Origin of the sequence: Roseateles depolymerans, assembly GCF_003387155.1 — a bacterium.
Lineage (GTDB): Bacteria > Pseudomonadota > Gammaproteobacteria > Burkholderiales > Burkholderiaceae_C > Roseateles > Roseateles depolymerans.
Genome location: NZ_QUMT01000001.1, coordinates 675,244 through 702,070 on the forward strand (window position 1 = coordinate 675,244; position 26,827 = coordinate 702,070).

Sequence of the window (26,827 nt, forward strand, 5' to 3'; positions counted from 1 at the left end):
GGACGTCGATCTTGCTCAAACTTCTGCTCCCTCAAAGCCATTGGGATTGCCGGACTGCCAACGCCAGCTGTCCTCGCACATCCGCGCCAGGTCGTATTTTGCCGTCCATCCGAGGCGTTCCCGGGCGAGTGTGGGGTCGGCATAGCAGGCCGCGACATCGCCGGGACGGCGCGGAGCGATTTCATAAGGGATCTCGCGGCCGCTGGCCTTGGCGAAAGCGTTGACCAGCTCCAGCACGCTGTAGCCGCGGCCGGTGCCGAGGTTGACCCAGATGGATTCCTTCCCGTCCAGCAGGAAGCGCAGCGCCGCGACATGGCCTTCGGCCAGGTCCACCACGTGGATGTAGTCGCGCACGCCGGTGCCGTCCGGGGTGTCGTAGTCGTTGCCAAAGACGCTCAGCTTGGCGCGGCGACCCACCGCCACCTGGGTGACGTAGGGCATGAGGTTGTTGGGAATGCCGCGCGGGTCTTCGCCGATGCGGCCGCTTTCGTGGGCACCGACCGGATTGAAATAACGCAGGCAGGCGGTCTGCCAGGCGGGATCGGACGCGCCCAGGTCGCGCAGGATGCCCTCGCCAATCAGTTTCGTGGCGCCATAGGGATTGACCGCCATCAGCTCGGCATCCTCGCGCAGCGGCAGCGAGCGCGGCTGGCCGTAGACGGTGGCGCTGGACGAAAACACGATGCGCTTGCAGCCGTGGCGCTGCATCACCTCGCACACCGTCAACAGGCCGTCGAGGTTGTTGCGGTAGTAGCTCAGCGGCTTGGCGGTGGATTCGCCCACCGCCTTGAAGGCCGCAAAGTGCACCACAGCGGCGGGCTGGTACTCGCTGAACACGCGGTCCAGCGCCGCCGCATCACACACATCCAGCTTCTCGAACAGCGGCGTCTGGCCGCTCAGCTCGGCCAGCCGGTCCAGGACCTTGGGTGAGCTGTTGCTGAAGTTGTCCACGCCGATCACGCGATAACCCGCGGCCAGCAGCGCCAGCCAGGTGTGGGAAGCGATGTAGCCGGTCGCGCCGGTCAACAAGATGGTGGTGCTCATTCTGGGTCCCTGGTGGTCTTACTGGATCACGCCCTGCACATAGCAGCCGGCCGTGTAGGCATCGTAGGTGTAGAGCAGGCTGTAGGAGCTGCGGCTCTGGCGGTTGTAGCTGCAACCCACGGTCACCGCGCGGGTGGCCTGCCAGCTGATGCCGGCGTTGTAGAAACGGCTGCTGTCGCTGTTGCCGGTGTTGAAATTGCGGTCGTCACGGCTGACCCGCGAATAGCCGCCGCCTGCGGTCAGGCTCAGCTTGCCGGTCAGGCGGTAGCTGCCCTGCACCTGGGCGGAGGTGGTGATGCGGTTGTAGTCCGACACCACGTTGGCCACGCCCAGGTAGTAGGTTTCCACGCCGGTGTCGCGGGAGATCTGGGTGCTGAGGTTCCAGCGACCGCCCGGCCGCCAGTCCCAGATCAGCGAGCCGGTGACGCCATTGAAGTTGTCGGCATTGCTGCGGCTGATGCGGGCATTGAGGTTGGACGACCCGGTCAGCGTCCAGCCGGCCGTCAGGTCCAGGTCCCGGCGGGAGTACTTGAAGTCGGTGTCGGTCGTGTGGCCCTTGGTGTAGCGACCGGCCACGCCGAAGCGCCACTGGCTGCTGGGGCTGTAGGTCAGGCCCAGCGAGGTGGCGCCCTGCCGGTATTCCTGGCTGACATAGCTGGCCAGGGAATAGTCACGCGTCCGGTAGACATAACCGCCTTCCAGCGCCAGCGGCGTGGTGGAGGGCAGGCCCAGGCGGACGGTGCCCTCGGCACTCTGGTCGGTCTGGATGTTGCGGTCGGTGGTGGGCGCGATCTGCGAGGTGGCGTTGTAGTCGGCCAGGTAGCGCTTGCGCAGATAGGTCAGGTTGCCGGAGAGATCACCCACGGTGGACCAGTCCATGCCGGTGCGGATGTCAAAACCCCGGTTGTTGAGCTGGTCGTTGTGGTTGTAGCGGTTGTCCATCCACTTGGTGTTGGCATAGAGCCGCTGGCGTCCCAGCCGCACGTCGGCGCCGCCCAGCAGGGTCAGGGTGGTGAACTGGTCGCTGTTCTCGGCGCTGTTCTCGCGAAAGACGTTGTTCGCATACTGCTGCGACAGCGCCGCCCCCAGATACCAGGGGGCGCCACTGCTCTGGGCCGAGGCGCCAGCGCTGGCACCCAGCAGGCCGGCCGCCAGCAGCCAGGGCAGCGCCGCCGGGCGTGCGCAGGGAGACGTCTGGCGTGACAGGCGCGGCAGGCGGGGCAGGCGATGAAGGGGGGTCATCACGAGTGGGCTCCTGATTCTTCTTGGGGGGTCAGTAGGCGTGGCGGTCGAAGACCATGAGCCGCACGGTGCGTACGATGATCTGCAGGTCCAGCCCGAGGGACCAGTTGCGCAGATATTCCAGGTCATATTCCACCCGGGCCTTCATCTTGTCGATGGTGTCGGTCTCGCCGCGCAGGCCGTTGACCTGGGCCCAGCCGGTGATGCCCGGCTTGACCTTGTGGCGCACCATGTAGGCCTTGATGATCTGGCGGTATTCCTCGTTGTGGGCCACCGCATGGGGCCGGGGGCCGACGATGCTCATGCGGCCCTGCAGCACGTTGATGAACTGCGGCAGCTCATCCAGCGACGTGCGGCGGATGAAGGCGCCAAAGGGGGTGATGCGCGGGTCGCCCTTGGTGGCCTGCTTGACCACCGCGCCGTTGTCCATGGAGCGCATCGACCGGAACTTGTAGACGATGATCTCGTCCCCATCCAGCCCGTTGCGGCGCTGCTTGAAGATGATCGGCCCGGGCGAGCTCAGCTTCACGCCGATGGCCAGCGCCACCAGGATGGGCGAGATCAGCAGCAGGATCAGGCTGGCCAGGATGATGTCGCTGATGCGCTTGACCACCTCATTCACGCCCGTGAATGGTGTTTCCAGAATGCCCACGACCGGCACGCCGTTCATGTCCTGCAGGCGGCCCTGGATGATGCTGATGCCAAAGACATCCGGCACGAAGAAGATGGACGCGGTGGTGCCCTGCACCTGCTCCAGCAACTGCACGATGCGCGGCTGCGAGCCCAGCGGCAGGGTGATGTAGACCTCCCGCACGCCGTGCGCGCGGACGAAGTCACTGAGCTCCGGCAGGGTGCCCAGGATGCGGCCGCTGGTGTCGCCGTGCAGGCGGTCGTCCTGCCGGTCGTCGAAGAAGCCCAGCAGTTCCACCCCCTTCATCGGACCGGCTTCCAGCGCCCGGGCCACCTTGGCGCCCAGCGGGCCGGCGCCCACGATGATGGCCGAGCGGCGGATCCAGGGCTGGCGCGACCGCCAGCGCAGCACCTGCCGGCCAATCTCCACTGCGACGATCTGGCTCAGCGGGGTGAGGATGGCCCACCACATCAGCACATCGCGCTCGAAGTAGTGCAGGCTGCTGGTGGCATAGGCAAACATGCCAAGAATCAGCAGCAGCATCAGCCATGAACCGATGATGTCGGTCACGGCACTGGCCGGATGCTCCCCGAAATGATTGCGTCCCGGGAAGGTCAGCGCGAACACCAGCATGCACAGCGTGTAGGTGGAGCGCATGACCGGTTCCCCGAACCAGGCCAGCACCGCGAGATAGACCAGGACGATCAGGCTGGGCTCGAGAAACGCCGCGATGAAGGACTGGACCGATTGCGGCGCACTGTAGAACGTTCTCTTGTAGTTCCGATCCTCAAACATCACCCTGTGGTCCTTGGTTGCTTCCCTCATGCCACGGACTGGCCTTCCGGCCATGCTCCGCAGCCCGGCCGATGGCCGGCTCTGCTGAGCCGCGCTGCCCATCCGGCTTGTGGTTGGCCGGTTCTGGCGGCGCTTTCCGCACCTGTCCCGTTCCGGCCATGCCTGGGGCATGACTGGCCGGGTTACCCCCTTGTCCCGGCCGGAGCCGGAAATTCTCTCTCAAATCCTTCACCCCACTCGTAACCAGCGACCCCCTACCTTCGGGCTGGGTCTGCCTACAATCCGCCCCATGCTTCAAGAATGGTCCAAGCTCCTGGCCCCTGCTGTGCAGGATCGCATCACGCTGTTGCTCAACCATGTCATGTCGCGCGAGCCGGTCGTGACGACACGGTTGGCGCCGCAGGCTGGCAAGACGGTGCGGCTGCATCTGGCGGGGTGGCCCCGCCTGTTGCCTGCCGCGCCCGACCTGCGTCTGCGCATCACGCCCGCCGGTCTTCTGGAACGGTTGAATGACGGGGAAACCCAAGAGCAAGAACCGGACCTGGAAATACAACTGGAAGCATCCAATCCGGCGGCAGCCGCCTTTGGCGTGCTCTCCGGCGAGCGTCCGGAGGTGCGGGTGCTGGGGGACGCGCAACTGGCAGGCGACATCAACTGGTTGATCGACAACCTGCGATGGGATATTGAGGACGACCTGGCGGCCATCACCGGCCCGGCCGTGGCGCATCAACTGGGACGCGTCGGCCGTGCCGCCGCCCAGGGCATGGCGCTGCTGGCCCGTCAGGCCGGCCGCTTCATGCCGGACGGACAGGGACGGGCCTGACCGGCGGGTGTTCATGAGATATCTCTCCCGCCTGCTGGTCATTGTCTGGACCCTGTACCGCTTCGGCCTGGATGAGCTGGCGCTCTCCACGCTCAAGCAGCGTCGTTTCCGTTTCCTGCGCCGCCTGATCTCGGTGGGCCGCGCCTGGGACGAGCCCCGCGGCGTGCGCCTGCGCATGGCGCTGGAGCGCCTGGGCCCGATCTTCGTCAAATTCGGTCAGCTGCTGTCCACCCGCCGGGACCTGGTGCCGGCGGACATGGTGGCCGAGCTGTCCCGCCTGCAGGACAACGTGCCGCCGTTCCCGGCCGAGCAGTCCCGCGCCTTGATCGAGCGGGCCTTCGGCCGCCGCATCGAGGACATCTTCGCCAGCTTCGACGCCGAACCCGTCGCCAGTGCGTCCATCGCCCAGGTGCACTTCGCGGTGCTGCCGGACGGTCGCGAGGTGGCGGTCAAGGTGTTGCGGCCCGGCATGCTGGACGTCATCGAGGACGATCTGGCCCTGATGCGCACCCTGGCGGGCTGGATTGAACGCTTCTCGGCGGACGGCCGGCGGCTCAAGCCCCGCGAGGTGGTGGCCGAGTTCAACACCTACCTGCACGACGAGCTGGACCTGGTGCGTGAAGCCGCCAATGCCGCCCAGTTGCGTCGCAACATGCAGGACCTGCAACTGGTGCTGGTGCCCGAGATGATCTGGGAGCTGTGCGCCAGCGAGGTCATCGTGATGGAGCGGATGCGGGGCGTGCCCATCTCCCAGCTGGACCGCCTGCGCGAAGCGGGGGTGGATATTCCGAAGCTGGCCCGCGACGGCGTCACGATTTTCTTCACCCAGGTCTTCCGCGACGGCTTCTTTCATGCCGACATGCACCCGGGCAACATCCAGGTGAGCCTGGAGCCGCAGACCTTTGGGCGCTATGTGGCGCTGGATTTCGGCATCATCGGCACGCTGACCGAGGTCGACAAGGACTACCTGGCGCAGAACTTCATCGCTTTTTTCCGCCGCGACTACAAACGTGTGGCGGAACTGCACATCGAATCGGGCTGGGTCCCCCCGCAAACGCGGGTGGATGAACTGGAAGGGGCGGTGCGCACCGTCTGCGAACCGCACTTCGACAAGCCGCTGAAGGACATTTCGCTGGGCCAGGTGCTGATGCGCCTGTTTCAGATTTCACGACGATTTAACGTCGAGATTCAACCGCAGCTGGTTTTGCTGCAAAAAACGCTGCTCAATATTGAAGGTCTGGGCCGGCAGCTGGATCCGGAGCTGGACCTCTGGGCCACGGCCAAGCCCTTCCTGGAACGCTGGATGGACGAGCAGGTGGGGTGGCGCTCCTTCCTGCACCATCTGAAGAAGGAGGCGCCGCGTTTCGCCCAGATGCTGCCCGAGTTCCCCCGCTTGATGCACGAGGCGCTCAAGCAGCAGGGCGACAGCCGCCGTGATGAGCTGACCCGCCAGTTGCTGGCGGAACAGCGCCGCACCAATCACCTGCTGCAGGGCCTGGTGTGGGGCGTGGCCGGCTTCATGGTGGCACTGGTGGTCAGCCAGGTGGTGCTGCGCTGGATGCCGATCTAAACGACGATCTAAGCGCCGATCTAAGCGCCGCTTTAGACCCCGCTTTAAACGCGATCAGCCCGGCTCAGCCCGGCGTCGCAAAGTCGGCGAAGCCTTGCTGCAGCTTCGAGCGCAGCAGGGTGCGCACCCGGTTGACCCGCGAGCGGACCGTGCCGATGGGAATCGACTGGATCTCCGCCACATCCCGGTAGGACTCCTCCTCCAGGCAGGCCAGGTGGAAGGTGCCGCGCAGGTCGGGCGAGAGCCCGGCCAGCGTGTCGTCCACCACCTTCGCCAGTTGACGGTAGGACACGCACTGGCTCACATCCATCACGGCTTCGCCATTGCGCTGGGCCAGTTCCCCATCGACCATGTGCGGCGTGGCGTCCAGGCTTTCCAGCTGGCTGCTGCGCTTGGCGCTGCGGGCCACATGGTTGCGGGCGACGTTGGCGGCAATGCCGAAGAACCAGGTCTCCACCGACGACTTGGCCATGAACCGGTCGCTGCAGCGGGTGGCCTCCAGCAGCGCGTCCTGGATGATGTCGTCCAGCTCGCCGGGAGAGCGCTCATACCGGCGCAGGAAGCGCTTGAGCTTGCTGGAGTCGTTGCGGGATTCACGGGCGATGCGGACGATGTGCGTCAAGACCTGCTGCTGACGATTCCGCGCTTCATGTTCTTGTTCGGTCATATCGTTGAGGGCTGGTGAAGCGCCCGGACCTGGCTCACGACCGGTGACGGCGGACAGGTCTTCATGGGCGGAAATGTTCCCCGCGGCAGACGCCGGGGACAGACAGGGGACGCGGCTCATGGTCGGCCTCCGAAGGTGGCCAGGGCCGCAAGGGCTTGCTCGCCGAGTGAAAGGATCTGGAGCGCCACCCAGCGCCCGGTGGCGGCCAGCGTGACCCCCACGGCGAGCAACTTGACGGCGAAGGGAATGCTCTGGTCCTGCATGGACAGCACGGCTTGCAGCAGGGACACCACCACGCCGGTGATGACCGCCACGATCAGGCTGGGCATGGACAGCCAGATCACGGCCAGCAGGCCCTTCTGGAAAAAGGCGATGGTCTCGACCATGGCGCGCTCCTTCAGGCGTAAGAGGCCACGAGGCCTTCGAACAGGCGGGTCCATCCGTCCAGCACCACAAAGAGCAGCAGCTTCAGCGGCAGGGACACGACCATCGGCGAGACCATCTGCATGCCCAGGGCGAGCAGCAGGTTGGACAGCAGCAGGTCGATGACCACAAACGGGACATAAAGAACGAAACCGGCCTTGAGCGCCATCTCCATCTCGGAGACGACGAAGCAGGGGATGAGCACCACGTAGTCGCGCTCATGGGGGGTGCCCAGCGCACTGCGCTTCCACTGGCGCTGGGCCAGTTCCACGAAGCGCTGACGACGCTCGGGCAGGGTGTTGGCCAACATGAACTCGCGCAGCGGCTCGGCGGCATAGGCGATGTGGCCCAGGCCGCCGCGGCTGGGCGGCGCACCTGCATCGCCAGTTGCATTGCTGCCGGCGGGCGTCGTGCTGCTGGAGGGCCGCCCCGACCGGTCCTGCGAAGGCGAGGTCAGCTGCAGCCGGCCCGCCATCTCGTTGAAGATGGGCGCCATCACGAACAGCGTCGCGGCCAGCGCCACCGCATTGACGGCGATGCCGGGCGGCACCTGCTGCACGCCCAGGGCGTTGCGCACGATCATCAGCACCATCGAGATCTTCAGGAACGCGGTGGTGCAGACCATCAGCAGCGGCAGCAGGGCGATGCCGGCCAGCAGCAGCACCAGCGAGACCGGGTCGTAGGCGGCGATATTCATGGCCGGCTACCCCAGTCGGTGATCTCGACCGCCAGACGGCCGTCCAGCTCGATCAATTCACCGCTGCCCAGTTCCGTGCCGTGCGCAACGATGCGCACATGCGGCGGCGTGGCCAATTCGAGGGGAAGAATTCGACCGCTGTTGAGCGCGGTGAGTTCAGCGACTGTCATCGACAGTCGGCCGACGATGAAATCGAGATCGACTTTCAATGCATCCATGATGGTGGGGACCTTTTCAATTGCCTTGACATGGGAAGGATTGGAAAGGGCAGGGGCGTCGACGACCCATCCTTGGAATACATAGGAGTCATCGGCGAGCTGACAAACATTGACTAGTGCCGATCCCAAAAGCATGTGGGCAGGGGGCTTGAGTGCCGGTCCGTCCAGCGGGATCAGCAGCGCGTCGCCCACCCCGATGGCAGCGAGTCGTGCGGCGGAAATGGGGCGTCGGCCCAGGTGCAGTCCCCCCGAGAAACTCAGGCGTCGAACGGCTTCGGGAAGTGCAGTGGCCGCGTGCAGATCAAGTGCATGTCTCTGCCAACCCGCATGCGCGGTCCATTCACAGAGCGTGTGGGCCTGCGCGTGCAGGAGAAAGGTGTGGCATTCGTCATTGATGCCGGTCAAGGTCAATAGACAAGGCAGGAAAGGTGAATCACCGGCATCGGTCGCGGCGTGTGCTTGATCTGTCTCAAGGAGGTGAAATGGACCGCCCAGGCATTCCATCAAGGCGGGGGGAATCCGAGCCAGGGAGAGGCGGTGCAATTCATGCACCACCGTCGTGGGGGTGTCTGGCGGGTACTGCACGCCGGTGAGCAGCGTCAGCAGGCTGGCGTCCATCAGCTGCAGCGGGCCATGGCGACCCTGCAGATGCAGAAAGGGCTGGGCCTGGAGGTCGGAGACGGGGGCCGGCAACAGCAGCAGCTCGGCGCTGCGCAGCGACAGATCCGGATCGTCGAGCGGCCACACCAGCCCCGCCGACAACTGACGGGACAAGCGAGCCTGAAGGCCGGTCACCCGGCGCAAGGAGAGAGGCCGTGCAGACGGCGCTGCGCGGCCTGAAGTGGGGGCATTCATGATGAATCGGGCAGGGGCGACTGCCTGGACAAGGGAGGGAGGGACAAGGCGTTTGCAAAAAAACGTCAGGTCAGTAGGGGTCACATGACAAATGGGTTCCGGGTGCGTGGACGCACCCTGCGCTTGGTCAATGTCGGGGCCCGAGCCGGCAGAACCGCGCGTGCGTTGCCGGCAACTACCCAAGACCATGAAGCCGTTTCCGATTGCCCGCCGCCTGACGCTTGCCCACACTCCGCATCTGCTGGCAGATGCGGACGGCGTGCTGTCCGCGGCCGATCTCGGCGTGGTCACGCAGGCGTCGGACCTGGTCCGCGCCGTGCGTTCGCGCTGTGCAGCGCAGTTGCGCCGCTCCCGACGACGTCAGCAGGACCTGCTGGCCCGCCAGCGCGCGGCCTGCGAATCGATGGTGCTGGCGCGCGCGGCCCAGCTGTCCCAGCAGTTGCAGGACGAGCGCCGCGGCGTGCGGGACACGGCCGCCACGCTGGTGGCCCAGGTGGCCCGCGATGCGCTGCAGCGCCTGATGGTGGAACTGCCCGACGCCTGGCCGGCCCAGTCCAGCGTGCAACTGGTGCTGGCGGAATGGTCGGCCCTGTCGCTGAAAGAAGAGGCCACCGTGCAGCTGCATCCGGCAGACCTGCCGCTCATTGCACCGCTGCGCCCCGACCTCCCCTGGACCCTGGTCCCTGATCCCTCACTGCCGCGCGGCGCCTGCGTGCTGTCGCATTCCGCCGGCACCGTGCGGGCCGACTTCCACGCCAACCTGCAGGCGCTGAGCACTGCCCTGCAATCCGTCCCGCTGGCGCCCCCCAGCGCCGATAGCGTCGAGAGCGCCCCCCTTCCGACGGAAAGCGCCAGCGAGCGCGCTGCCGTCCCGTCCCCCGGCCCTGCGCCGGCCTCTCCTCTTTCCGAGCATTCCCCATGAGCTACAACGACCCCATGACCGCCTTTGTCCATCAACTGCGTTCGCGCGAGGTGGAGATTCAGCAGCGGCTGCAATCCGTCGATGTGTTGGATGGCCCTGGCGGCCGCACCTTCCTCGAAGCCAAGATGGAGCTCCAGCGCGCCGACTGGGCGGCCCAGATCGGTTTGCAGCTGCGTCATGGGCTGCTGAAAAAAGTCGCGGGCAAGTTGTGATGGCCACGCAGACCTCCTCGTTGTTGCGGCTCAAGCGGGGCTGGGCACCGAGCCTGGCCCTGTCCACCTGCCTGTCCGCCTGCCTGTTCTCGTGCTGGCTGCCGGCGCAGGCCGTCACGCCCGCCGGCTGGAAGGACATCCTCTACAGCAACCGCGCGGATGACAACGCAACGCTGGAAACCGTGCTGCAGCAGTTCTGCGACACCATGGGGGTGGAGCTGAAGCTGTCCAGTGCCAAGCTGGGTCAGCGCCGCATGCTGGCGCTGCCTTCACGCGGCAGTGCGCCGGCGGCCTTTCTGGACCAACTGGCCCAGAGCCTGTCGCTGGACTGGTATGTGTATCGCGGGGTGCTGCATGTGTCCCCGCAGTCGGCATCGGCCCGCGCCCGGGTCGAGCTGACGGGCCAGACCGCGGCAGCAGCCCGGCAGGCCCTGATCGGCCTGGGCCTGTTCGAGTCGCGCTTTGGCTGGGGCGAGCTGGACACCGATCCGCCCACCGTGCTGGTGGAAGGTCCTGCCAGTTATGTCGAGGCGGTGCGCAGCTTCCTGGTCTCGCCGAATCCGGCAGCGCCGGCGCCCGAGCGCCCGCAGTTGATGGTGTTTCGCCTCAAGCATGCGGTGGCCCAGGACCGCGATGTTCAGGTGCGCGGCCTCACGACGCGGCAGCCCGGCCTCGCCTCGGTGCTGAAGGAATTGATGAGCCCCGCGTCCAACGCGCGGCTGGATGCGTTGAGCAACCGCTTGGGCCTTGGGTCTTCCCCAGCGGGCGGGAGTGGGGCTGGCCTGGGAGGCAGCCTGGGGGCCGGAGGCCCATCGAGCCTGCTGGGCGGCGCCGCGTCGCTACCGGCCGCGCTCGGCGGCCTGCCGTCGCCCTTCAATGGGCTCGCGGACAGCAGTGCCGGCACACGATCCTTCCTCGCCTCGCCACTGCCCGACACCCTGATCCCCGGCGCTGCCGCTGGCGGCAAGAGATCCACGCCAGGATCCAACCCGGCGGATGCCGTGGAAGAAGAGCGGCGTCGCCAGGAACGGGCCGCGCTGCCCACCATCGGTGCCTACCCACCGCTCAATGCCGTGCTGGTGTGGGATCTCCCGTCCCGCAAGCCCGAATACACCGCGGTGATCGCTGAACTCGACGTGCCGACCCGGCAGGTGGAGATCAATGTGACCATCCTCGACGTCAATGCCAATGCGCTGCGGGAATGGGCGGCCGACCTGGCCATCGGGTCCGGCGCGGCCCGGGTGCAGCTCAATGCGGCCGGCAACATCGGCAGTGACGGCAGCAGCCCGGCGAGCAATTCCTCCATGGTGCTCTGGGCCACCGACCGCCTCAGCCTGCGGCTGCGCGCGCTGGAGTCGCGGGGACAGGCCCAGGTCATGTCGCGCCCCTCCATCCTGACCCAGGACAACCATGCCGCCGTGCTGGACATGAGCCAGTCGGTCTACGTGAGGCTGGTGGGCGAGCGCACCACCGACCTGCGCAGTGTCAGCGCGGGCACCATGCTGCGCGTGACGCCCAGCGTGCTGGGCGACGACAAGAACGCCAACATCCGCGTCACGCTGGACATCGACGACGGGGCCCTTGGCGACAGCAGCGCTGGCGCCTCGGACCCGCGCGTGGGCAACAGCTCCGTCAGCACCCAGGCGGTGGTGCGTCCCGGCGAGTCGCTGGTGGTGGGCGGCTACCGGCGGCAGAACAGCGAGTCCTCCCACAGCCGGGTTCCCGGCCTGGACAGCGTGCCGCTGCTGGGCTGGTTGTTCCGGGGAGACAGTGTCATCAGCGAAGAACGGGAACGCCTGTTCATCGTCACCGCCCGCGTGCTTCCCTGATCGGTCCACGCATCGCCCCACCGTCCAACCGTCTGCCTGTCACTCGTCCCCCCGGTCCCGTCTTCCAAGGAATTGCCATGGCCATCAGTCCCACCGCGCCGACCGGCGCCGGCCTCCCGCTCTCATCCGACCTGCACCGGTTTGCCGATGTCGATGTCAGCCCCTTCCAGGTGGCGGATCAGACCCGCCAGGTGCAGAAGCGCCAGCAGGCGGCCTTTCAGCCGCCGATGGACACCCCGCTGCCGCGCCCGCCCTCCGCCGGGCTGGGCGCCGACGCCTTTGAAGAAATCACCTTCCAGGCCAGTGAGCGCGAGGAAGCCGAAGTGCATGACGAGCTCCATGACCGTCATGTGCAGGAGGCGGAGTTGATCCGCGGCGCCTTGCCGGTGGAGAAGGTCGTGGCGGTGATGCGGCTGATGGAGGGGCAGCAGGGCTTTCAGCTGCTGCGCACCCAGGCCCGCATCTTTGCGCGGGATTTCGAAGCGGATCCCCACGGCGCCCTGGAGCGGCTGAAGATGCTGTCCCACCGCCCGGCGGAACGTTTTGCCCTGCTCAGCATGGCCGAGTCGCTCATCGAGAAAACGCGCGACAAGCGGCCCGAAGCGGAGGCCACCCTGCAGGCGCTGCGTCAGCTGGAACATCAGGACGCCCAGCAGATCCGCCACCTGATCAAGGTCTACGAGGCCACTCAGAAAAAGCAGGACACGCCGGTGTCCGCCCCAGCGTCTGCGCTCCTGCAGTTGCTGTCCTCCCCGCCCAGCCCGCGCATGCTGATGGACGCGGTGGGATCGTCCGAGGGGCTCAAGGCGCTGTCGCGGCAGGTGCATGGCTTGCCGCACGAAGGCCAATTCGAATCGCCTGCGGCCTTCGTCGGCTTGAGCGTGGCGCTGGCCCAGATGATGGCCGTGCTGCGCACCATGGATGACCATGCCACCGGGCTCAGCAACGCGATCGGGCTGCCCGCCGGCGAGCAGCCCAAGCTGCTGCGTCAGCTGATGGACCTGTGCCGCACGGCGGCGCCTCGGCCCAAACTGGAGAAGCTGCGCACGGACCTGCTCAAGATGGTGGGGCCGCAGCGCAGCTCGCAACTGGACCAGGCGCTGCTCAAGCAGGTCAGCCAGTATCCGGAACCGGTCTGGATCAGCATCGACGCCAAGACCGCCGTCCAGACCTGCCTGCGCGAGGCCCAGGGCCTGCATTACCGCCGGCAAGGTGTCCTCGGACCGGCCGGCCAGCTCAACCGCGCGGCCTTGCCCAACGCCGCTCCGGCCGCGTGACGGAATCGACGATCCCGGCCTGAGGCGCAGAACCTCGCACCTCGGGTTCGCACTGACCGCTCATGGACACGCCCGGACCCTTCGCCGCTTCCACCCCCAGCTCCGGCTCATCGGCCGGGGCGGCCCCGCCTGCCGCCGCCTCCGGACGCGTCACCGGCGCCGCGGCGGCTTCTCGCGCATTGGCAGCCCGGCTCGCCCCCAGCGGGGAGCGGGCGGAGATCGTGGTCACCGCGCTGGTGGTGGCCGTGGTCTTCGCCATGCTGCTCCCGGTGCCGACCTGGCTGCTGGACCTGCTGATCGCGGTCAACCTCTGCACCTCCTCCTTCCTCATCGTGCTGGTGATGCAGATCAAGCACACCACCGGCCTGAGCGCCTTCCCCTCGCTGTTCCTGGTGACGACGCTGTTCCGCGTGGCGCTGAGCGTGGCCAGTACCCGGCAGATCCTGCTGAACGCCGAAGCCGGGCACATCATTGCCGCGTTCGGCGAGATCGTTGTGGGCGGCAACCTCATCGTGGGTCTGGTGATCTTTCTGGTGCTGACGGTGGTGCAGTTCATCGTCATCACCAAGGGCTCCGAGCGGGTCGCCGAAGTGGGCGCCCGTTTTTCGCTGGACGCGATGCCGGGCCGCCAGATGGCCATCGACATGGAGCGTAAATCCGGCGGCATCACCCAGCAGGACGCCAAGACCCAGCGCGACCAGCTCACCGAGGAAAGTCAGTTCTTTGGCGCCATGGACGGCACCATGAAGTTCGCCAAGGGCGACGCGATCGTGGGCATCGTCATCGTGCTGGTCAACCTGATCGGCGGCCTGGCCGTCGGGGTGCTGCAGCGGGGCATGGAAGCTTCCGAGGCCCTGCGCGTGTATTCCATCCTCACCGTCGGTGACGGACTGGTCGCCCAGATTCCAGCGCTGCTCATGTCCATGACCGCCGGTCTGCTGGTCACCCGGGTGTCCAAGCCCGGCGGGGCGGGCGGCAATATCGGCAAGCAGCTGACCGAGCAGTTGCTGGCCCAGCCCAAGGCCTGGGTGACGGCCAGTGGCGCGATGTTGGCCTTCGGTCTTCTGCCGGGCATGCCCTTGCTGGCGTTTGTCTGCCTGTCGGCGGCGTCCGCCAGCGTGGGCCTGGTGGCCATGTTCCGGGCCATGCGCAAGAACGAAGAAGAAGAGCGCAACAAGGCGAAAGAGGTCAAGCCGGAAGGGGAATTCGACGTCATCCGGGCCTTTGTCGTGCGCGTCAGCAACCGCATCGATCCCGACACTGCGCTCAAGGCCATCAACCAGTGCCGCACCACCCGCAACAGGCTGCTGATGCGCATGGGCTTGATGATGCCGACGGTGTATGCCGAGGAATCGGTGCCGCTGGAGGATGTGGACATCGAGTTCTGCCATGGCGAGGTCCGTTCATTTGGCCTTCGGCTGCGGGAAGGTTTCAAGACCTGCTCCTGGCTGCAGGACGACGGCAGCCAGTTCAACCTGCCGCCGGACCAGATCGAACTGCGGGGCGGCATGGCCGGCGCGGTGCGGCTCTGGATGCCGCAGGCGCAGATCGATGAGCTCACGCCGCCACCGTCGGATGTGCAGGACTGCTGGGAGCGGCTGGAGTCGCTGACTGAAGAGGTCATGCTGCGCAACGGACCGGCCTACTTCGGCATCGAGGAATGCCAGCGCATCGTCACCTGGACGGGGCAGCGCATGCCCGAAGTCGCCAAGGAACTGGAGCGTGCGCTGCCGCTGAGCCGGATGGCCGAAGTGTTCCGGCGCCTGCTCAGCGAGCGGGTCTCCATCCGCAACCTGCCGGTCATCCTCAATGCCCTGATCGACTGGGGCCCGCGCGAACGGGATGCCGCCGTGCTGACCGAATGCATTCGCGCCGCGCTGCAGCGTGAGATCTGCGAAAGCCAGTCGGTGAATCGCGAGCTGCGTGCCCTGGTGCTGGACAGTGAACTGGAATCGACCATCCGCTCGTCCGTCCGCCAGACGGCCTACGGCGACTTCCTCGCCCTGGATGCGCAGAGCACGGACAACATCTGCGACGAGTTGTCACGCGCCTACCTGAGCTCGGTCAGCGACAGCCATCCGACGGTGGTGGTCTGTGCCCAGGACATCCGCGCCCATGTGCGCAAGCTCTTGGCGGAACGAATTCCGGAGATGTCGGTCATCGGCATGTCCGAGCTTCCACCGGACTACCGGGTGAATGTGCTGAGCGTGGTCTCGGCCGCGACCGGTTACTCCGGGTATACCGATCAGTACTGACATGGACTTTCTTTCAGACCCGGATGTCCAGGTGCAGGACCCCGTCCATGGCCACGATCATGACCATGACGACGAGGACGCCCTGGGTCATGCGCATGACCCTGACCGCGACGACGACCTTGACCATGACGATGACCAAGACCATGACCATGACTCGCCAGCGGCCACGGGGCCTGTCCTCCTCGAACTGCGTGTCCTGAGCGGCCTGCAAGCCGGTGCCGCGCTGCCGCTGGACCAGCCACTGCTGGTCGGCAAGGGCGAGGACTGTGACCTGCTGCTGCTGGACGATCACGCACCGTCCCATCTGCTGGAGCTGGCCATTGGGGCCGACGGCGGACTGCAACTGACCTCGATGCATGAAGGCCTGCTGCTGGAAGACGGGACGCCGGTCGTCGGCACGGTCGAACTGGCGCCGGGTCAGCCCTTTGGCCTGGAGCGACTGTGGCTGGAGGTCCAACCCATGGATGCGCCCTGGGCCGCATGGGTCGATCCTTCCGAGCGCGGCCCTGTCGCCCGGGAGCCGGTCGAAGCTGACGAATGGGCGGCCTCTGACGACGACGCACAAGGCCTTGAAGCGTCCGACGAGGCCAGCGCCCCCTCAGCGCGCGCGGACTGGCACCGGCCCCCCGACCTTTCGGAACCCCTGGACGACTGGATGATGGCCGCCGACGGCGACGACTCGCCCTGGCATATCGACCCGGCCTCGCGACCCGCCGGTCTGGCGGGTCGTGCCACGGGTACACGGTCGGGAACCGCCTCGTCCCTCCTGCGGGGACGGCAGCGCTGGAAGACCTGGGGCATTGTGGGCGCGGGCGCGCTGCTGACGGCGGGCGGCCTGCTGGCCTTGGCGGGCCAGCTGGGCTTGTTCGACGCGCAGGCCCCACTCGCGCTGACAGCCCCTGCTTCGGAGCGTGCCGTTGGGATGGCTGCGGATGCCGCGGGTCCTGCGCTCGCCCGGCCAGGCGGGACCCCGCCGTTCAGCGCGGGCAGGACATCGGCCACCGCCGGCATCTCCGCCTCAGCCGGTCAGGACCTTCCGACTCGACAGGCAGACCCCGACCCGACCCCGCTGCCAGGCCGCAACGACCGCGTGAAATCCGGCGGCGGCGTGACGGTGGTGCGCGGCGGCGTCGACATCACCTTGCCCTTTGAAGTCCGGGAAGTGGTCCTGGGCGCACGCAGCCGGGTGGTGCTGACCAGCGGTCAGGTGTTGCTGCCGGGCGATGCCGTCGGCCGATGGCGCTTGATGGAGATCAAGGCTGGCACCCTGGTGTTTGATGGACCTCAGCGCGTGTTGTTGCCATGGTGACCGACACCGTCCTTCTGGAGGCCCAGACCAGCGCCATGCGGGCTGCGATGGCCCGGGTGCCGGTGACGTCCACCCTGGGCAAGGTGCACCGGGTCACTGGCATGCTGATTGAAGCTCGGATTCCCGGCACCAGCGTGGGTGAACTGTGCGAGGTGTTCGATCCGGCGCGGCCCTCGCGCATCTGGCGGTGCGAGGTGGTGGGCTTCCAGGGCACGCAGGTGCTGCTGTCGTCCCTGACACCGCTGGAAGGAATTTCGGCTGGTTGCATGGTGCGCCCGCTGCGCACCACCCATCAGGTCGCCGTCAGCCCTGCGCTGCAGGGCCGCATCCTGGACGGCTTCGGTATGCCGCTGGACGGCAAGCCCGCGCTGATGCCCGGCCAGCCCGGTGTGGTGCTACGACCGGTGGTGGCCGATGCCCCGCCCCCCGTGGAGCGCTGGCGCATCAAGGATTGTTTTCCCACCGGCGTGCGCAGCATCGATGCCTTGCTCACGCTGGGTCAAGGGCAGCGGGTGGGGCTGTTTGCCGGCCCTGGCTGCGGCAAGACCACCCTGATGGCGGCGGTGGGGCGAGGCAGTCCGGCCGACGTCATCGTCGTGGGCCTGATCGGTGAGCGGGGACGGGAAGTCCGCGAATTCACCGAACATGAATTTCCGCCGGAGTTGATGGCGCGCACCGTGATGGTCTGCGCCACCTCCGACCGCACTTCCATCGAGCGGGTGCGGGCCGCCTTCACGGCGACTGCCATCGCCGAAGCGCTGCGCGACCAGGGCCTGAACGTGCTCCTGATGATCGATTCCCTCACCCGGCTGGCCCGGGCGCAGCGGGAGATTGGCCTGGCGGCCGGCGAGGCGCCTGCACGTGCCGGTTTCCCGCCCTCCGTGTATGCCCTGCTGCCACGCCTGATCGAGCGGGCGGGCAATGCCGCCGGCGGCAGCATCACCGCGCTCTACACTGTCCTGCTGGAAGGGGAACTGCGCTCGGATCCGATTTCGGAGGAGGCGGTCTCCCTGCTGGACGGCCACATCGTGCTGTCCCGCAAACTGGCCGAACAGGGGCAATACCCCGCCGTGGACGTGCTGGCCAGTCTCAGCCGGGTGATGTCCAACATCGTGCCGCGTGAGCACAGCCAGGCCGCGGCGCGACTGCGCCAGGTGCTGTCCGGCTATCGCGACATCGAGCTCATGGTCAAACTGGGGGAATACCGCAGCGGGCAGGATCCGGAGACGGACCGCATCGTGGCGGACTATCCCCGGGTCATCGAGTTCCTGCGTCAGGACACCCGCAGTTCCGCACCGACGGCGGACAGCATTGCCCGAATGATGGCGCTGGCCAGCGGGGCGGCATGAATGCCAATGGGCTGGCCGAGGCGCCTGCGCGCTGGCCGCATGAAATCGCGCCGGACCCGTTGCCCGATGGACGGCTGCGGCCGCTGGGCATGATGGAGTCGCTGGCGGGCCGCCGCGCCCGCCTGGCGGAAGCCGCACTCGCCCGGGCGCGCCATGCGCAGGAGCAGGCGTGCCTGGCACTGGAAGAGGCCCGGCAAGCGCTGGAGGACCGCGTGGCCTTTGTGGCGCAGGAGCGGATTCGGCTTCGTGATGAACGCCAGGCGTCGCCCGACGCCGGAATGGCGCTGCGCCGATGGCGGGAGGCGGACCAGCGCCTGCTGGACAGCATTCCCCCTTGCAGGCAGGCCGTCACCGATTGTGAACAGGCCCTGGAGCGTGCCGAGGTCGCGCTGCTTCAGGCGCAGGAGACGCATCGGCAACGGACGCGGCGGCATGAGAAATTCGGCATGCTGATCGAGCAGATTGTGGAAGAAGCCGCATGACCTGCGGCCCTCCAACCCATGACCTGTCTCAAGGTCTCAAGGTCTCAAGGTCCGTCAAACATCGCAGCGCCCAGTTCCTCGTCCACCTCGGCCAGGGGAATGAAGTCATTCATATCCCCTTCCTCCTCGTCCTCGCCCATGGTCATCTCTTCGATGTCCAAGGGCGGGCGCAGCAACTCCGGTGCCAGTCGCTCATACTCTTCGATGACCTTGAACAGCAGCGCCGTCGCCCGGCAGGTGTGATCGGGAATCGGCTCGCCCGGCTTGCCGCTGGCCAAAAGGTGCCGGGCCAGGGCGACGTACTTGATCATCGGAATGCCCTCGGTCCGGGCGCGGCGCCTGAGCTCACGGGCCTGCTCGTCCGTGACCGCGGCCATCATGACCGGCATCGGCATGTCATCCGGCTCATACAGCAAGGCCACGGCAATGTGCTCCGGGTTCACCACCACCGCGCTCGGGCGCTGCTGGTCTTTGGCCGGCGGCGAGTCGCCCATCACGATTTCCTTGGCGGTCTGCTTGCGCATGCCCTTGAGCATCGGGTCACCCTCGGCCTGCTTGTAGTCCTGCTTCATCTCGCTGTGGTCCATGCGCAGTTCACGCCAGACCAAGTACCGCTGCAGCAGGATGTCGGCCACCATGAGGATGATCAGCACCACCACGCAGCGCATCACCAGGTCATGCATCAGGGTCATCGTCATGGCCCAGCCCTGGGCCGGACTGGCCCGGTAGACCAGGCCGATCTGCGGGAACTGGTCCCGCAATTCGAGATAGATCATCCACAGCAGCAGCCCGCCCTTGATCGGTCCCAGCAGCGGGATCAACAGCTTCTGGGCCGACACCAGCTGCTGCAGGTTGTTGCCGATGTTCAGCTTCTCCACGCCTTTTTCCAGGGCCTTGGGCGCGACGTTGAAGCGGGTCTGGGCCAGGGTGACCAGGGCCGCGAGCACCATGGGCACGACGGCCAGCGCCACCATGCAGAGCACGGCGGGCAGCAGGGCTTCCATGCTGGTGGACAGGCTGATGCGCTGAGGGGTGGTGGCGGCCGCCAGGGCGGTGTCGATCCACTCCGACAACAGCCGCCGCCAATGTGGCTCGGCCGCGAAAGCCAGCTCGGCCATCACCAGCAGCTTGACGATGCGAACCGCCTCTTCGCTGACGCCGACCTGGCCATCCTCGCGAGCCTGCTCAATCCGCTGTGGGGTCGGCGGTAGGGTTTTGTCTCCCATCGTGACCTCCCGATCAGGGCCAGGGCGCCAGGCCCAGCGTCTGGGGCAGGCCTTCCTGCCACCAGCGCAGGGCGTCCTGGGCGCTGGTCTCCAGGACCGGGGCCAGCATCAGCACCAGGATCACCAGGGCCAGCAGGGTCTTGACCGCCATGGCGGATGAATACACGTCAAAGCCCTGCACCGCCGTGCTGACCAGCGCCAGCCCGAGCTCGATCAGGATCAGCAGCAACAGTACCGGACCGGCGAGCACCATGGCCTGCGTGACCACGCCGGCCAATGCAGCCAGGATGCCGTGCTGGTGGGGCCCAAGGTCGGGCAGCAGCGCCAGCACTGGCCACTGGACGTGGCTGTCGGTCAGCACGTTGAAAACGGTCTGCAGCAGCCCCCATTGCACCAGGAGCGCGACCAGCCCTCGCTCCGCCAGTTCACCGATCAGCGTGGCGTCCGCCTGCAGCGAAGGGTTGACCTGCTGGGCGGCGTTGGCGCCCCGCTGGTTGTCGATCAACGTACCCATGCCGCGGATGGCCCAGAAGGGCAGGGCCGCCAGCATGCCGAGCAGGGTGCCCAGCATGACCTCCTTGATCAGCAGGACGGCCAGCATCGCGGGGCTGGGGGAGGCCGCCACCAGCGGATGCCACAGTCCGGCCGCGACAGGCAGGCTCAGGCCCAGGGCCAGCGCACTGCGAATGGTGGTGCTGCTGTTTTGCTGGGAGAGAAAGGGCAGGAACTTGAGCATGCCCAGGGTGCGTGCCATGGACAGCAGCAGCGCCTGGATCAGCACCAGCAGATCGGACTGCATCACGGACATGTCGGTTCCTTGCAGGGGTGGGGCGGGCCGTCAGGCCGCGCAGGGCACCGCAGCGTCCGGGTGGACGTCGGTGGGAAGGAACTCCGCGCCGACCGCGGTTTCGGCTTCGTCCCCGGCCGTGGTCTCGACTTCAGCCCCCGCAACCGCATCCGCGTCCGCAACCGCATCTCCGCGCAGCGCCTTGCGGGCTTCCAGCCGCCGGTAGCGTGCATCCAGCCGCGTCATGTAGTCCTGCCACTGCGGGTCGTCGGCGCGTACGCCCCAGATCTCCACGTCGCTCCTGCGATCGCCGAACTGGACGACGCCCGGCAGTACGGCCCAACGCTTGAGCCGGCAGCCGCGCACCAGGGACAGGCTACGGCGGTTGCCGCCCAGGATCCAGCAGGTGAGGGTGTCAAAGCCCCGCGGGACGATTTCCGGATGGACGCGACGCGCCATCTGCATGGCCACGCCGCTGCCGTGCCAGGACTTGGCCACGTACAGCCACAGGTCCGCCACGGCGCCGCAGGCAGGCCCGCCCCAGCCGATCCGGCGCAGCGATGCCCAGCCGATGAGTTCTTCGCCGTGGGTCAGGACCCACGTGGGCCAACCGTTGCGGCGGCCTTCGAGCAGCAGGTAGGCCATGCCGTTCTCGGAGGCGTCCGACAGGGCGGGGCTGATGCCGCCGCTGGCGACGGATTCGTTGTAGATCTGGGTCATGACGGGAGCGTCTTCCGAACGAGCCAGTCGCCAGGTCAGGGGGGGGAGTGCCGGTTTCATGGGGATACAGCGAAAGAGGGTGACAGCGCCGCCGCACGCCAGATGCGCCAGGCCTGACGTTGCAGCGCGGGGGAATAGGAAGTGGGCGCAATGGGCGCCAGGGCGAAACACTGCGGATCGACACGCAGCCGAAGACGGGCCCAGGCGCCGGGCACCGCGTCTTCAATCAGCCGGGCCATCAGTGGCAGGGCCCAGCGTTGCAGTTCGAGGGCATTGCCGTGTTGCGGCGGGGCCTGGACGCCCTCGACCGTGAGCGGTCGGGCGCGCGCCTGCCGAAGGGCGTCGCGCCAGGCGTCGGCGTCCCCGGCCGTCTGGGTGTCCTGCGAGAACAGGCGGGCCAGCCCCTGGCGGGAGGACGTCAGGCAATGGCTGGCGTAACCGACGCGGCCCAGCGCGGTGGCCGCAGCCACCAGGTCGTCGGGCGCCAGCGGCAGCGAGGGCAGGGGGATGCCAGCGGCGGCGGGAAAAGGCCGCGGGTGGGGCAGGGCGGCGTCGATGCCGAAATGGCGGCAGAACCACCGATGACCCAGCCGGCACTCCGGCGAGCCTTCCGCGAAGAGGGACAAGAGGCCCTCGACCGTGTGGTGGATCGCCTCGTTGCTGGTGTTGTCGCCGGCGTCATCACCCTTGTCATCACCCTGGTCAGCGCCTCCACCGTCACCCGTCTGCTCCGCGTCTGGGGTCCGAGGCGTCAGCGCAGCGTCGTGACGCTGGGACAGGGTCCACCATCCGGGGTGGGCCTGGCGCCAGGGTTCGTGCCATAAGGTCCACCAGGCGTCCAGCGCCTCGGCGTCGAGGGCGGCGGGTTGCATGTCACTGCTCCTCCACCGGGTCGGCGAGGGCGGTCGTGGCGTTCCCGGTCCCGGCTTGTGCCCGGCGGCGATGCCACCACAGCCATGCGCAGGGGCCGCCGATGCCGATCACCACCGCCGCCACCCCGATCAGCCAGCCGTATGCATTGACGCTGCTGCGGCGTGGCAAGGGTTCGCCGGTGGCGCTCAGGGGGGCGCTGCTGACGGCGACGACGTCGTTCGCACCGGACGCCCGGCCCGGGGACGAGATCCCCGAGGCGTTCGACCCGATGGCCGTGCTTGACGTGGACGACGCAGAAGACGTGGACAAGGTCGGCGACGTCACCGGCGTGCCGGTCGAACCGCCACCCCGGGACATCTGATGCAGCGCCAGCGCTTCCGAAGGCACGAACACCACCGCGACCTTCTCGGGCGTGTCCGCCAGGCCCGGGATGCTGGCCAGCACCAGCTTGCGGATGCGCGGCTCATAGGCGGCCGTGTCCCAGCCCGGCACATGCTTGATCAGCACCGAGCAGGAACTGGGCAGCACCGGCTCGCCCGGCACCACCCGCTCCGGCAGCACCGGATGCACGCGGGCCAGCACCACGCCGTCGATCTGCGACAGGGTGCTCTCCAGCTCCTGGGACAGGGCATACAGAAAGCGTGCCCGTTCCTCGGTCGGCGTGGAGATCATCCCGTCCTTCTTGAACACGTCTCCCATGCGGGTGAAGGAACTGTTGGGCAGGCCGACTGCATGCAGCAGCGCCACGGAGCGGCTGAAGTCCGAGGCCGGCACGCTGACCGAAAACAGCTGTTTGCCCAATGCGGTCTTGCGGGCATCGATGCCGTGGTCGCTCAAGGCGGCGGTGATGTCGTTGGCATCTCGCTCGCTCAGGCCCGCATACAGCTCGGACGACGAATTGCATCCCGCCAGCGCCAGCACCAGGAGCGCCGAGGCCCATCCCATGCGGAAGGGGCCTCGGCGCTTGCCGCGAGCGATCAACAGCAGGGCGTTCACTGCATCTTGACGATCTGGTCGATGCCAGAGGTCGTCTTCGTGAGCACGGTGGCCATCACCTCTTGCCGTGCGTTGGCATCCTGCAGGCGGGTCAGCACCGCCGGCATCTGGGTGGTGTCGCCGGAATTGACGATGCGGCGCATCTGATTGGCGATGGACACACGTTCAGCCGTCATGTCCCGTGCAATGCTGGCCACGTCCGCGAGGGCTTCCGAAAAGGACGGGCTGGAAGCGCCGCCGCCCGTGCCGCTGTTCAGAGGCTGCGACGGAAGGACCAGGCGGGAGGGGAAGTCCAGCGGGTTCATGCGTTCAGCCCCAATGCGTGACGGATATCGATCAGGGTGACTTCCTTGGCGGTGTCGACCAGGCTCTGCATGAAGGCGCTGGTGACCGGGACCAGGGCGAAGCCGGCATCGATGGCGTTGGTGATTTCGTCGCCCTGGGCGGCGCCATTGGCCACGCAGGTCTTGTAGAGGGACATGGCGCGTGCCATCACCTGCACATCTTCCGGCGCGGCGTCCGGCGAGGCCAGCGACTCCACTGCGGCATCGGGCTCGAGATCGCCCACGCCTTCCTGCTGGGCGCGCTGCAACAGGCTGGGCAGGTCGCCGACATCAGGAATGCTGGACTGGGCCACGCGCATCACCTGCACCAGGCGGCCGATGGCCAGGTTCAAGGTGGCCAGTTCATGGTCCTGGGGCACGCATTGACGCTCGACGAATTCGGTCCAGGTCGGGGCCGAGGTGGGCGCGGCGAACGTCTCGGGATGACGGTCCATCAGGCCGGCGATGCACAGGCGCTTCTGCGCATCGGGATCGTCGGCCGACAGGGTCATGGCGGCAGGATGCGAGGGGGCCTCCAGGACGGAGGACGCGTGGTGATGGTCGAGAGAAGTCATGGGGGCTCCTTGGAGCGCCGGTGACGGTGCTCCTGGGTCAAAGGTTCATCGGATCAAAGAAAGGGAAGGGCGCGGGGCCGGGCGAGGGCGGTGGGCCTTGGCCCGTGGCGCTCATCGCCGGCGAGCCGGCGCGTGCACAGACCTGGCACCAGACCTGGGCTCGGGACGGTCCCTGGGAGGAGGTCAAGCCTGGTGCCAGGTCTGCAAGCGCAAGCACGAAGAGGGTGCGAGGTCGGACTTGGGGCGAGGCCGCCGCCCCTTCTCCGGGTCGGTCAAGGGCGGCGGCGGAGCGGTGTCCTTCGGGACGCTGCCCCACTCGGGTCAAGGCCAGGACCTCACAGGTCCCTCAGGCTTGCGCGTCGGCTTCAGAAGAAGCGCGAATAGCCGCCAAAGCCCATGCCAAAGCCCGGGTTGCTCAGCATGTTGCTCAGCATGCCAAAGGCCATGGCGCCGCCGAAGGCCCCCATCATGGAGCGGAAGCCGCCGTGATGGCAGTGCATGCCGTGCATGCCGGGCATGCCGGGCGTGTCGAAGTAGTTGTTGACCTGGATCTTGGGTTGCGGTGAAGTCATGTTGTTTCCTTGTGAAAAAAGAGGGGAGAGAAATGGCGACTGGCGTCAGTCGCCTGCGTGAAAGGGCTGGAGCGCGCGGGCTCCGGCCCAGTGAATCAGGCCCAGTGAATCAGGCCCAGTGAAGCCGCCTCATTGAAGCAGCCTCATTGAAGCCGCCTCAGTGGATGAGCCCCAGCGAGTCAGCCTCAGTGGCTGAGATCGATCTTGCCGGCCATGGCGGACGTGAAATTGACCTGCTCGACCGCCATGTTCTGCTTCTTGTTGTGTGCGTCCTGCACCATCTTCTGGATGGTGGTCTGCGTGTTTTCGCGGCTGGTGGCTGCCGTAGCAGCGTCGATCTGCTGCTGATTGATCTGGTTTTGCATGTTGGACAGCGGGTTGCCGGCGCCCATGCCGCCCATCAGGTTTGCTCCCATCGTGGGATCTCCTTGAAGTCAGTGAATTGAGGGGTTGAATCTGGTCGTCAGTGCCCTGGGCGCGCGCCCTGGTGCCGGTCAGTAGCGGCCGATTCGTGGCAAGTTCGATGAATTCGGGCAGACCCGATGCGGCCCTGCCCGCGATCCAGGGATAATCCGCGCGCTTTTTCCCACCCCGACTTCCCCCAGAAAGTTCCCAAGGCCGACGCCATGCTTTTGACTCTGGTCATCCTTTACCTGCTTGTCACCATCGCCATCGGCCTGTGGGCCGCCAAGCGGGTGAAGAACACGGCCGACTTCGCGATTGCGGGGCGTCATTTGCCGCTGGTGATGATCATCACCACGACCTTTGCAACCTGGTTCGGCTCGGAGACGGTGCTGGGCATCCCCGCAAAATTTGTCCAAACCGGGCTCAATGGGGTGGTGGAAGACCCGTTCGGGGCAGGGTCCTGCCTGATCCTGGTGGGCCTGTTCTTCGCCGCCAAGCTGTACCGGATGACCCTGCTGACCATCAGCGACTACTACCGCGAGCGTTACGGCCGGGTGGTGGAGGTGATCTGCAGCTTCATCATCATCCTGTCCTACCTGGGCTGGGTGTCCGCCCAGGTCACGGCGCTGGGCCTGGTGTTCAACCTGCTGTCCGGCGGTGCCATCTCCATCCCGGTGGGCATGGCCATCGGCACCGCGTCCATCCTGGCCTACACCCTGTTCGGCGGCATGTGGTCGGTGGCCGTGACTGACTTCATCCAGATGATCATCCTGGTGGTCGGCCTGTCCATCATTGCCTGGTTCGCCGCGGACAAGGCCGGCGGGGCGGACAAGGTCATCGCCCTGGCCACCAGCCAGGACATGTTCAAGTTCCTGCCCGAGCCCAACTTCCACGACGTGGTGTTCTTCCTGGGCGCAGCCATCACCATGATGCTGGGGTCCATTCCGCAGCAGGACGTGTTCCAGCGGGTGATGTCGGCCAAGGACGAGAAAGCGGCCACCCGCGGCCCGGTGATCGGCGGCATCTGCTACATCCTGTTTGCCTTCGTGCCGATGTTCATCGTGGTCAGTGCGCTGATCATCATGCCGCAGGAGGCCAAGCAGCTGATCGCGGAAGATCCGCAGAAGGTCATCCCCACCCTGGTGATCGAGCGCATGCCCTTCGTGATGCAGGTGCTCTTCTTTGGTGCCCTGCTGTCCGCCCTGAAATCGACGGCCTCTGCCACGCTGCTGGCCCCCTCGGTCACCTTTGTCGAGAACATCTGGCGCCAGTTCTTCCCTCGGGTGTCGGACAAGCAGGAGCTGCGCACGATGCGCATCGCCGTGCTGATCTTCTCGATCTGCGTCTGCGCTTATGCCGTGGCGTTGCAGGGCACGTCCATCTATGAAATGGTGTCCGCCGCCTACCAGGTCACCCTGGTGGGGGCCTTCGTGCCGCTGGTCTTCGGCCTGTACTGGAAGCGCGCCACGACGCAGGGCGCCCTGTTTGCCATCGCCCTGGGCGTTGTGGCCTGGCTGCTGTTCCTGCTGACGCCCGCCGGGGAGCAGTTCCCGGCCCAGTTGGCCGGCTTCCTGGCCGGCATCGTCGGCATGCTGGTGGGCTCGCTGGGCCCCCAGGCGATCCGCAACACGCACGGATCGCACCACAAGATCTGAGGCAAAAGCGCCACGCCGTGACCGGCAGAAGGGGGAAGGCCCCCCTCTTGACGGGGGCCGCGGCGGGGCCGGGCGTCCCCGCCCCGAGGCGGGTC

The 26,827-nt window shown here is 67.0% G+C and carries 27 protein-coding genes; 11 read left to right on the forward strand and 16 right to left on the reverse strand.

The window, feature by feature from the left end; genetic code table 11:
* Positions 1-15: 15 nt before the first annotated feature.
* From galE to DES44_RS02920, 3 genes are read right to left on the reverse strand one after another with little or no spacing between them, the layout of a single operon-like run.
* The gene (galE, locus tag DES44_RS02910; protein ID WP_058936294.1) at positions 16-1,044 is read right to left on the reverse strand and encodes a UDP-glucose 4-epimerase GalE; all 1,029 of its coding nucleotides are present in this window, start codon (positions 1,042-1,044) and stop codon (positions 16-18) included.
* Positions 1,045-1,062: 18 nt separating this feature from the next.
* Positions 1,063-2,286: a TonB-dependent receptor domain-containing protein gene (locus DES44_RS02915; protein ID WP_058936293.1), complete on the reverse strand. Its 1,224-nt coding sequence runs from the start codon at positions 2,284-2,286 to the stop codon at positions 1,063-1,065.
* 31 nt (positions 2,287-2,317) lie between these two features.
* A complete protein-coding gene (locus DES44_RS02920; protein ID WP_083525796.1) occupies positions 2,318-3,712 on the reverse strand; it encodes an undecaprenyl-phosphate glucose phosphotransferase in 1,395 nt (464 codons plus the stop codon).
* Between the two features lie 289 nt (positions 3,713-4,001).
* Here DES44_RS02920 and DES44_RS02925 point away from each other — a divergent pair, with 289 nt between their 5' ends.
* A complete protein-coding gene (locus DES44_RS02925; protein ID WP_198164811.1) occupies positions 4,002-4,535 on the forward strand; it encodes a hypothetical protein in 534 nt (177 codons plus the stop codon).
* A gap of 13 nt (positions 4,536-4,548) precedes the next feature.
* Entirely contained in the window at positions 4,549-6,105 is a 1,557-nt protein-coding gene (gene ubiB / locus DES44_RS02930; protein WP_058937555.1) for a ubiquinone biosynthesis regulatory protein kinase UbiB, read from the forward strand.
* A gap of 64 nt (positions 6,106-6,169) precedes the next feature.
* Here ubiB and DES44_RS02935 read toward each other — a convergent pair whose 3' ends face one another.
* From DES44_RS02935 to DES44_RS02950, 4 genes are all read right to left on the reverse strand, one after another.
* On the reverse strand, positions 6,170-6,727 hold the full coding sequence (locus tag DES44_RS02935) for a sigma-70 family RNA polymerase sigma factor (protein WP_211326920.1): 558 nt from the start codon (positions 6,725-6,727) through the stop codon (positions 6,170-6,172).
* A gap of 161 nt (positions 6,728-6,888) precedes the next feature.
* A complete protein-coding gene (gene sctS, locus DES44_RS02940) occupies positions 6,889-7,158 on the reverse strand; it encodes a type III secretion system export apparatus subunit SctS (protein WP_058936291.1) in 270 nt (89 codons plus the stop codon).
* Between the two features lie 11 nt (positions 7,159-7,169).
* A complete protein-coding gene (locus tag DES44_RS02945) occupies positions 7,170-7,892 on the reverse strand; it encodes an EscR/YscR/HrcR family type III secretion system export apparatus protein (RefSeq protein ID WP_058936290.1) in 723 nt (240 codons plus the stop codon).
* Complete coding sequence (locus tag DES44_RS02950; RefSeq protein ID WP_170156583.1) at positions 7,889-8,965, reverse strand: FliM/FliN family flagellar motor switch protein; 1,077 nt, start codon at positions 8,963-8,965, stop codon at positions 7,889-7,891. Before DES44_RS02950 ends, DES44_RS02945 begins: the two co-directional genes overlap by 4 nt.
* Positions 8,966-9,152: 187 nt before the next feature.
* Here DES44_RS02950 and DES44_RS02955 point away from each other — a divergent pair, with 187 nt between their 5' ends.
* The 8 genes from DES44_RS02955 to DES44_RS24930 all read left to right on the forward strand — a co-directional run bounded on the left by DES44_RS02955 (position 9,153) and on the right by DES44_RS24930 (position 18,600).
* A complete protein-coding gene (locus DES44_RS02955; protein WP_058936288.1) occupies positions 9,153-9,887 on the forward strand; it encodes a FliH/SctL family protein in 735 nt (244 codons plus the stop codon).
* A complete protein-coding gene (locus DES44_RS02960) occupies positions 9,884-10,099 on the forward strand; it encodes a hypothetical protein (protein WP_058936287.1) in 216 nt (71 codons plus the stop codon). Before DES44_RS02955 ends, DES44_RS02960 begins: the two co-directional genes overlap by 4 nt.
* Positions 10,099-11,928 carry a type III secretion system outer membrane ring subunit SctC gene (gene sctC, locus DES44_RS02965; protein WP_058936286.1) on the forward strand — a complete coding sequence of 610 codons (1,830 nt, stop codon included), beginning with the start codon at positions 10,099-10,101 and terminating at the stop codon, positions 11,926-11,928. The genes DES44_RS02960 and sctC overlap by 1 nt, the downstream gene beginning before the upstream one ends.
* Positions 11,929-12,005: 77 nt before the next feature.
* Complete coding sequence (locus DES44_RS02970; RefSeq protein WP_058936285.1) at positions 12,006-13,205, forward strand: hypothetical protein; 1,200 nt, start codon at positions 12,006-12,008, stop codon at positions 13,203-13,205.
* A gap of 62 nt (positions 13,206-13,267) precedes the next feature.
* Positions 13,268-15,460 (forward strand): FHIPEP family type III secretion protein, encoded by a 2,193-nt coding sequence (locus DES44_RS02975; protein WP_058936284.1) that lies wholly within the window; start codon positions 13,268-13,270, stop codon positions 15,458-15,460.
* Between the two features lies 1 nt (position 15,461).
* A complete protein-coding gene (locus DES44_RS02980; RefSeq protein WP_058936283.1) occupies positions 15,462-16,769 on the forward strand; it encodes a hypothetical protein in 1,308 nt (435 codons plus the stop codon).
* A complete protein-coding gene (locus tag DES44_RS02985) occupies positions 16,763-18,118 on the forward strand; it encodes a FliI/YscN family ATPase (RefSeq protein WP_058936282.1) in 1,356 nt (451 codons plus the stop codon). The genes DES44_RS02980 and DES44_RS02985 overlap by 7 nt, the downstream gene beginning before the upstream one ends.
* On the forward strand, positions 18,115-18,600 hold the full coding sequence (locus DES44_RS24930; RefSeq protein WP_058936281.1) for a hypothetical protein: 486 nt from the start codon (positions 18,115-18,117) through the stop codon (positions 18,598-18,600). The genes DES44_RS02985 and DES44_RS24930 overlap by 4 nt, the downstream gene beginning before the upstream one ends.
* A 44-nt stretch (positions 18,601-18,644) precedes the next feature.
* On the opposite strand, the gene DES44_RS03000 is transcribed toward DES44_RS24930, so the two are convergent.
* The 9 genes from DES44_RS03000 to DES44_RS03040 form a co-directional block, all read right to left on the reverse strand.
* Positions 18,645-19,826, reverse strand: a complete 1,182-nt coding sequence (locus tag DES44_RS03000; RefSeq protein WP_058936280.1) for an EscU/YscU/HrcU family type III secretion system export apparatus switch protein — start codon at positions 19,824-19,826, stop codon at positions 18,645-18,647.
* A 13-nt stretch (positions 19,827-19,839) separates the two neighbouring features.
* The gene (gene sctT, locus DES44_RS03005; protein WP_058936279.1) at positions 19,840-20,634 is read right to left on the reverse strand and encodes a type III secretion system export apparatus subunit SctT; all 795 of its coding nucleotides are present in this window, start codon (positions 20,632-20,634) and stop codon (positions 19,840-19,842) included.
* 30 nt (positions 20,635-20,664) lie between these two features.
* Positions 20,665-21,393: a GNAT family N-acetyltransferase gene (locus tag DES44_RS03010; RefSeq protein ID WP_157592980.1), complete on the reverse strand. Its 729-nt coding sequence runs from the start codon at positions 21,391-21,393 to the stop codon at positions 20,665-20,667.
* Positions 21,390-22,205 carry a hypothetical protein gene (locus tag DES44_RS03015; RefSeq protein WP_058936277.1) on the reverse strand — a complete coding sequence of 272 codons (816 nt, stop codon included), beginning with the start codon at positions 22,203-22,205 and terminating at the stop codon, positions 21,390-21,392. The genes DES44_RS03010 and DES44_RS03015 overlap by 4 nt, the downstream gene beginning before the upstream one ends.
* A gap of 1 nt (position 22,206) precedes the next feature.
* Positions 22,207-23,202, reverse strand: coding sequence for a type III secretion system inner membrane ring lipoprotein SctJ (gene sctJ / locus DES44_RS03020; RefSeq protein ID WP_058936276.1), 996 nt, complete (start codon positions 23,200-23,202; stop codon positions 22,207-22,209).
* Positions 23,199-23,507, reverse strand: a complete 309-nt coding sequence (locus DES44_RS03025; RefSeq protein WP_058936275.1) for a hypothetical protein — start codon at positions 23,505-23,507, stop codon at positions 23,199-23,201. Before DES44_RS03025 ends, sctJ begins: the two co-directional genes overlap by 4 nt.
* A complete protein-coding gene (locus DES44_RS03030) occupies positions 23,504-24,100 on the reverse strand; it encodes a hypothetical protein (RefSeq protein ID WP_147306927.1) in 597 nt (198 codons plus the stop codon). Before DES44_RS03030 ends, DES44_RS03025 begins: the two co-directional genes overlap by 4 nt.
* A 365-nt stretch (positions 24,101-24,465) precedes the next feature.
* Positions 24,466-24,672 carry a hypothetical protein gene (locus tag DES44_RS03035; RefSeq protein ID WP_058936273.1) on the reverse strand — a complete coding sequence of 69 codons (207 nt, stop codon included), beginning with the start codon at positions 24,670-24,672 and terminating at the stop codon, positions 24,466-24,468.
* Between the two features lie 185 nt (positions 24,673-24,857).
* Positions 24,858-25,088, reverse strand: coding sequence for a hypothetical protein (locus DES44_RS03040; protein ID WP_116001278.1), 231 nt, complete (start codon positions 25,086-25,088; stop codon positions 24,858-24,860).
* A 210-nt stretch (positions 25,089-25,298) separates the two neighbouring features.
* On the opposite strand from DES44_RS03040, the gene DES44_RS03045 reads away from it, so the two are divergent.
* Positions 25,299-26,732, forward strand: coding sequence for a high affinity choline transporter 1 (locus DES44_RS03045; protein ID WP_058936271.1), 1,434 nt, complete (start codon positions 25,299-25,301; stop codon positions 26,730-26,732).
* Positions 26,733-26,827: the final 95 nt, after the last annotated feature.

What these genes read in the sequence shown, in the direction of transcription:
- galE (WP_058936294.1), bottom strand. Translation starts at nt 1,044, where the DNA reads ATGAGCACCACCATCTTGTTGACCGGCGCGACCGGCTACATCGCTTCC.
- DES44_RS02915 (WP_058936293.1), bottom strand. Translation starts at nt 2,286, where the DNA reads ATGACCCCCCTTCATCGCCTGCCCCGCCTGCCGCGCCTGTCACGCCAG.
- DES44_RS02920 (WP_083525796.1), bottom strand. Translation starts at nt 3,712, where the DNA reads ATGTTTGAGGATCGGAACTACAAGAGAACGTTCTACAGTGCGCCGCAA.
- DES44_RS02925 (WP_198164811.1), top strand. Translation starts at nt 4,002, where the DNA reads ATGCTTCAAGAATGGTCCAAGCTCCTGGCCCCTGCTGTGCAGGATCGC.
- ubiB (WP_058937555.1), top strand. Translation starts at nt 4,549, where the DNA reads ATGAGATATCTCTCCCGCCTGCTGGTCATTGTCTGGACCCTGTACCGC.
- sctS (WP_058936291.1), bottom strand. Translation starts at nt 7,158, where the DNA reads ATGGTCGAGACCATCGCCTTTTTCCAGAAGGGCCTGCTGGCCGTGATC.
- DES44_RS02945 (WP_058936290.1), bottom strand. Translation starts at nt 7,892, where the DNA reads ATGAATATCGCCGCCTACGACCCGGTCTCGCTGGTGCTGCTGCTGGCC.
- DES44_RS02950 (WP_170156583.1), bottom strand. Translation starts at nt 8,965, where the DNA reads ATGAATGCCCCCACTTCAGGCCGCGCAGCGCCGTCTGCACGGCCTCTC.
- DES44_RS02955 (WP_058936288.1), top strand. Translation starts at nt 9,153, where the DNA reads ATGAAGCCGTTTCCGATTGCCCGCCGCCTGACGCTTGCCCACACTCCG.
- DES44_RS02960 (WP_058936287.1), top strand. Translation starts at nt 9,884, where the DNA reads ATGAGCTACAACGACCCCATGACCGCCTTTGTCCATCAACTGCGTTCG.
- sctC (WP_058936286.1), top strand. Translation starts at nt 10,099, where the DNA reads ATGGCCACGCAGACCTCCTCGTTGTTGCGGCTCAAGCGGGGCTGGGCA.
- DES44_RS02970 (WP_058936285.1), top strand. Translation starts at nt 12,006, where the DNA reads ATGGCCATCAGTCCCACCGCGCCGACCGGCGCCGGCCTCCCGCTCTCA.
- DES44_RS02975 (WP_058936284.1), top strand. Translation starts at nt 13,268, where the DNA reads ATGGACACGCCCGGACCCTTCGCCGCTTCCACCCCCAGCTCCGGCTCA.
- DES44_RS02980 (WP_058936283.1), top strand. Translation starts at nt 15,462, where the DNA reads ATGGACTTTCTTTCAGACCCGGATGTCCAGGTGCAGGACCCCGTCCAT.
- DES44_RS02985 (WP_058936282.1), top strand. Translation starts at nt 16,763, where the DNA reads ATGGTGACCGACACCGTCCTTCTGGAGGCCCAGACCAGCGCCATGCGG.
- DES44_RS24930 (WP_058936281.1), top strand. Translation starts at nt 18,115, where the DNA reads ATGAATGCCAATGGGCTGGCCGAGGCGCCTGCGCGCTGGCCGCATGAA.
- DES44_RS03000 (WP_058936280.1), bottom strand. Translation starts at nt 19,826, where the DNA reads ATGGGAGACAAAACCCTACCGCCGACCCCACAGCGGATTGAGCAGGCT.
- sctT (WP_058936279.1), bottom strand. Translation starts at nt 20,634, where the DNA reads ATGTCCGTGATGCAGTCCGATCTGCTGGTGCTGATCCAGGCGCTGCTG.
- DES44_RS03010 (WP_157592980.1), bottom strand. Translation starts at nt 21,393, where the DNA reads ATGAAACCGGCACTCCCCCCCCTGACCTGGCGACTGGCTCGTTCGGAA.
- DES44_RS03015 (WP_058936277.1), bottom strand. Translation starts at nt 22,205, where the DNA reads ATGCAACCCGCCGCCCTCGACGCCGAGGCGCTGGACGCCTGGTGGACC.
- DES44_RS03025 (WP_058936275.1), bottom strand. Translation starts at nt 23,507, where the DNA reads ATGAACCCGCTGGACTTCCCCTCCCGCCTGGTCCTTCCGTCGCAGCCT.
- DES44_RS03030 (WP_147306927.1), bottom strand. Translation starts at nt 24,100, where the DNA reads ATGACTTCTCTCGACCATCACCACGCGTCCTCCGTCCTGGAGGCCCCC.
- DES44_RS03035 (WP_058936273.1), bottom strand. Translation starts at nt 24,672, where the DNA reads ATGACTTCACCGCAACCCAAGATCCAGGTCAACAACTACTTCGACACG.
- DES44_RS03040 (WP_116001278.1), bottom strand. Translation starts at nt 25,088, where the DNA reads ATGGGAGCAAACCTGATGGGCGGCATGGGCGCCGGCAACCCGCTGTCC.
- DES44_RS03045 (WP_058936271.1), top strand. Translation starts at nt 25,299, where the DNA reads ATGCTTTTGACTCTGGTCATCCTTTACCTGCTTGTCACCATCGCCATC.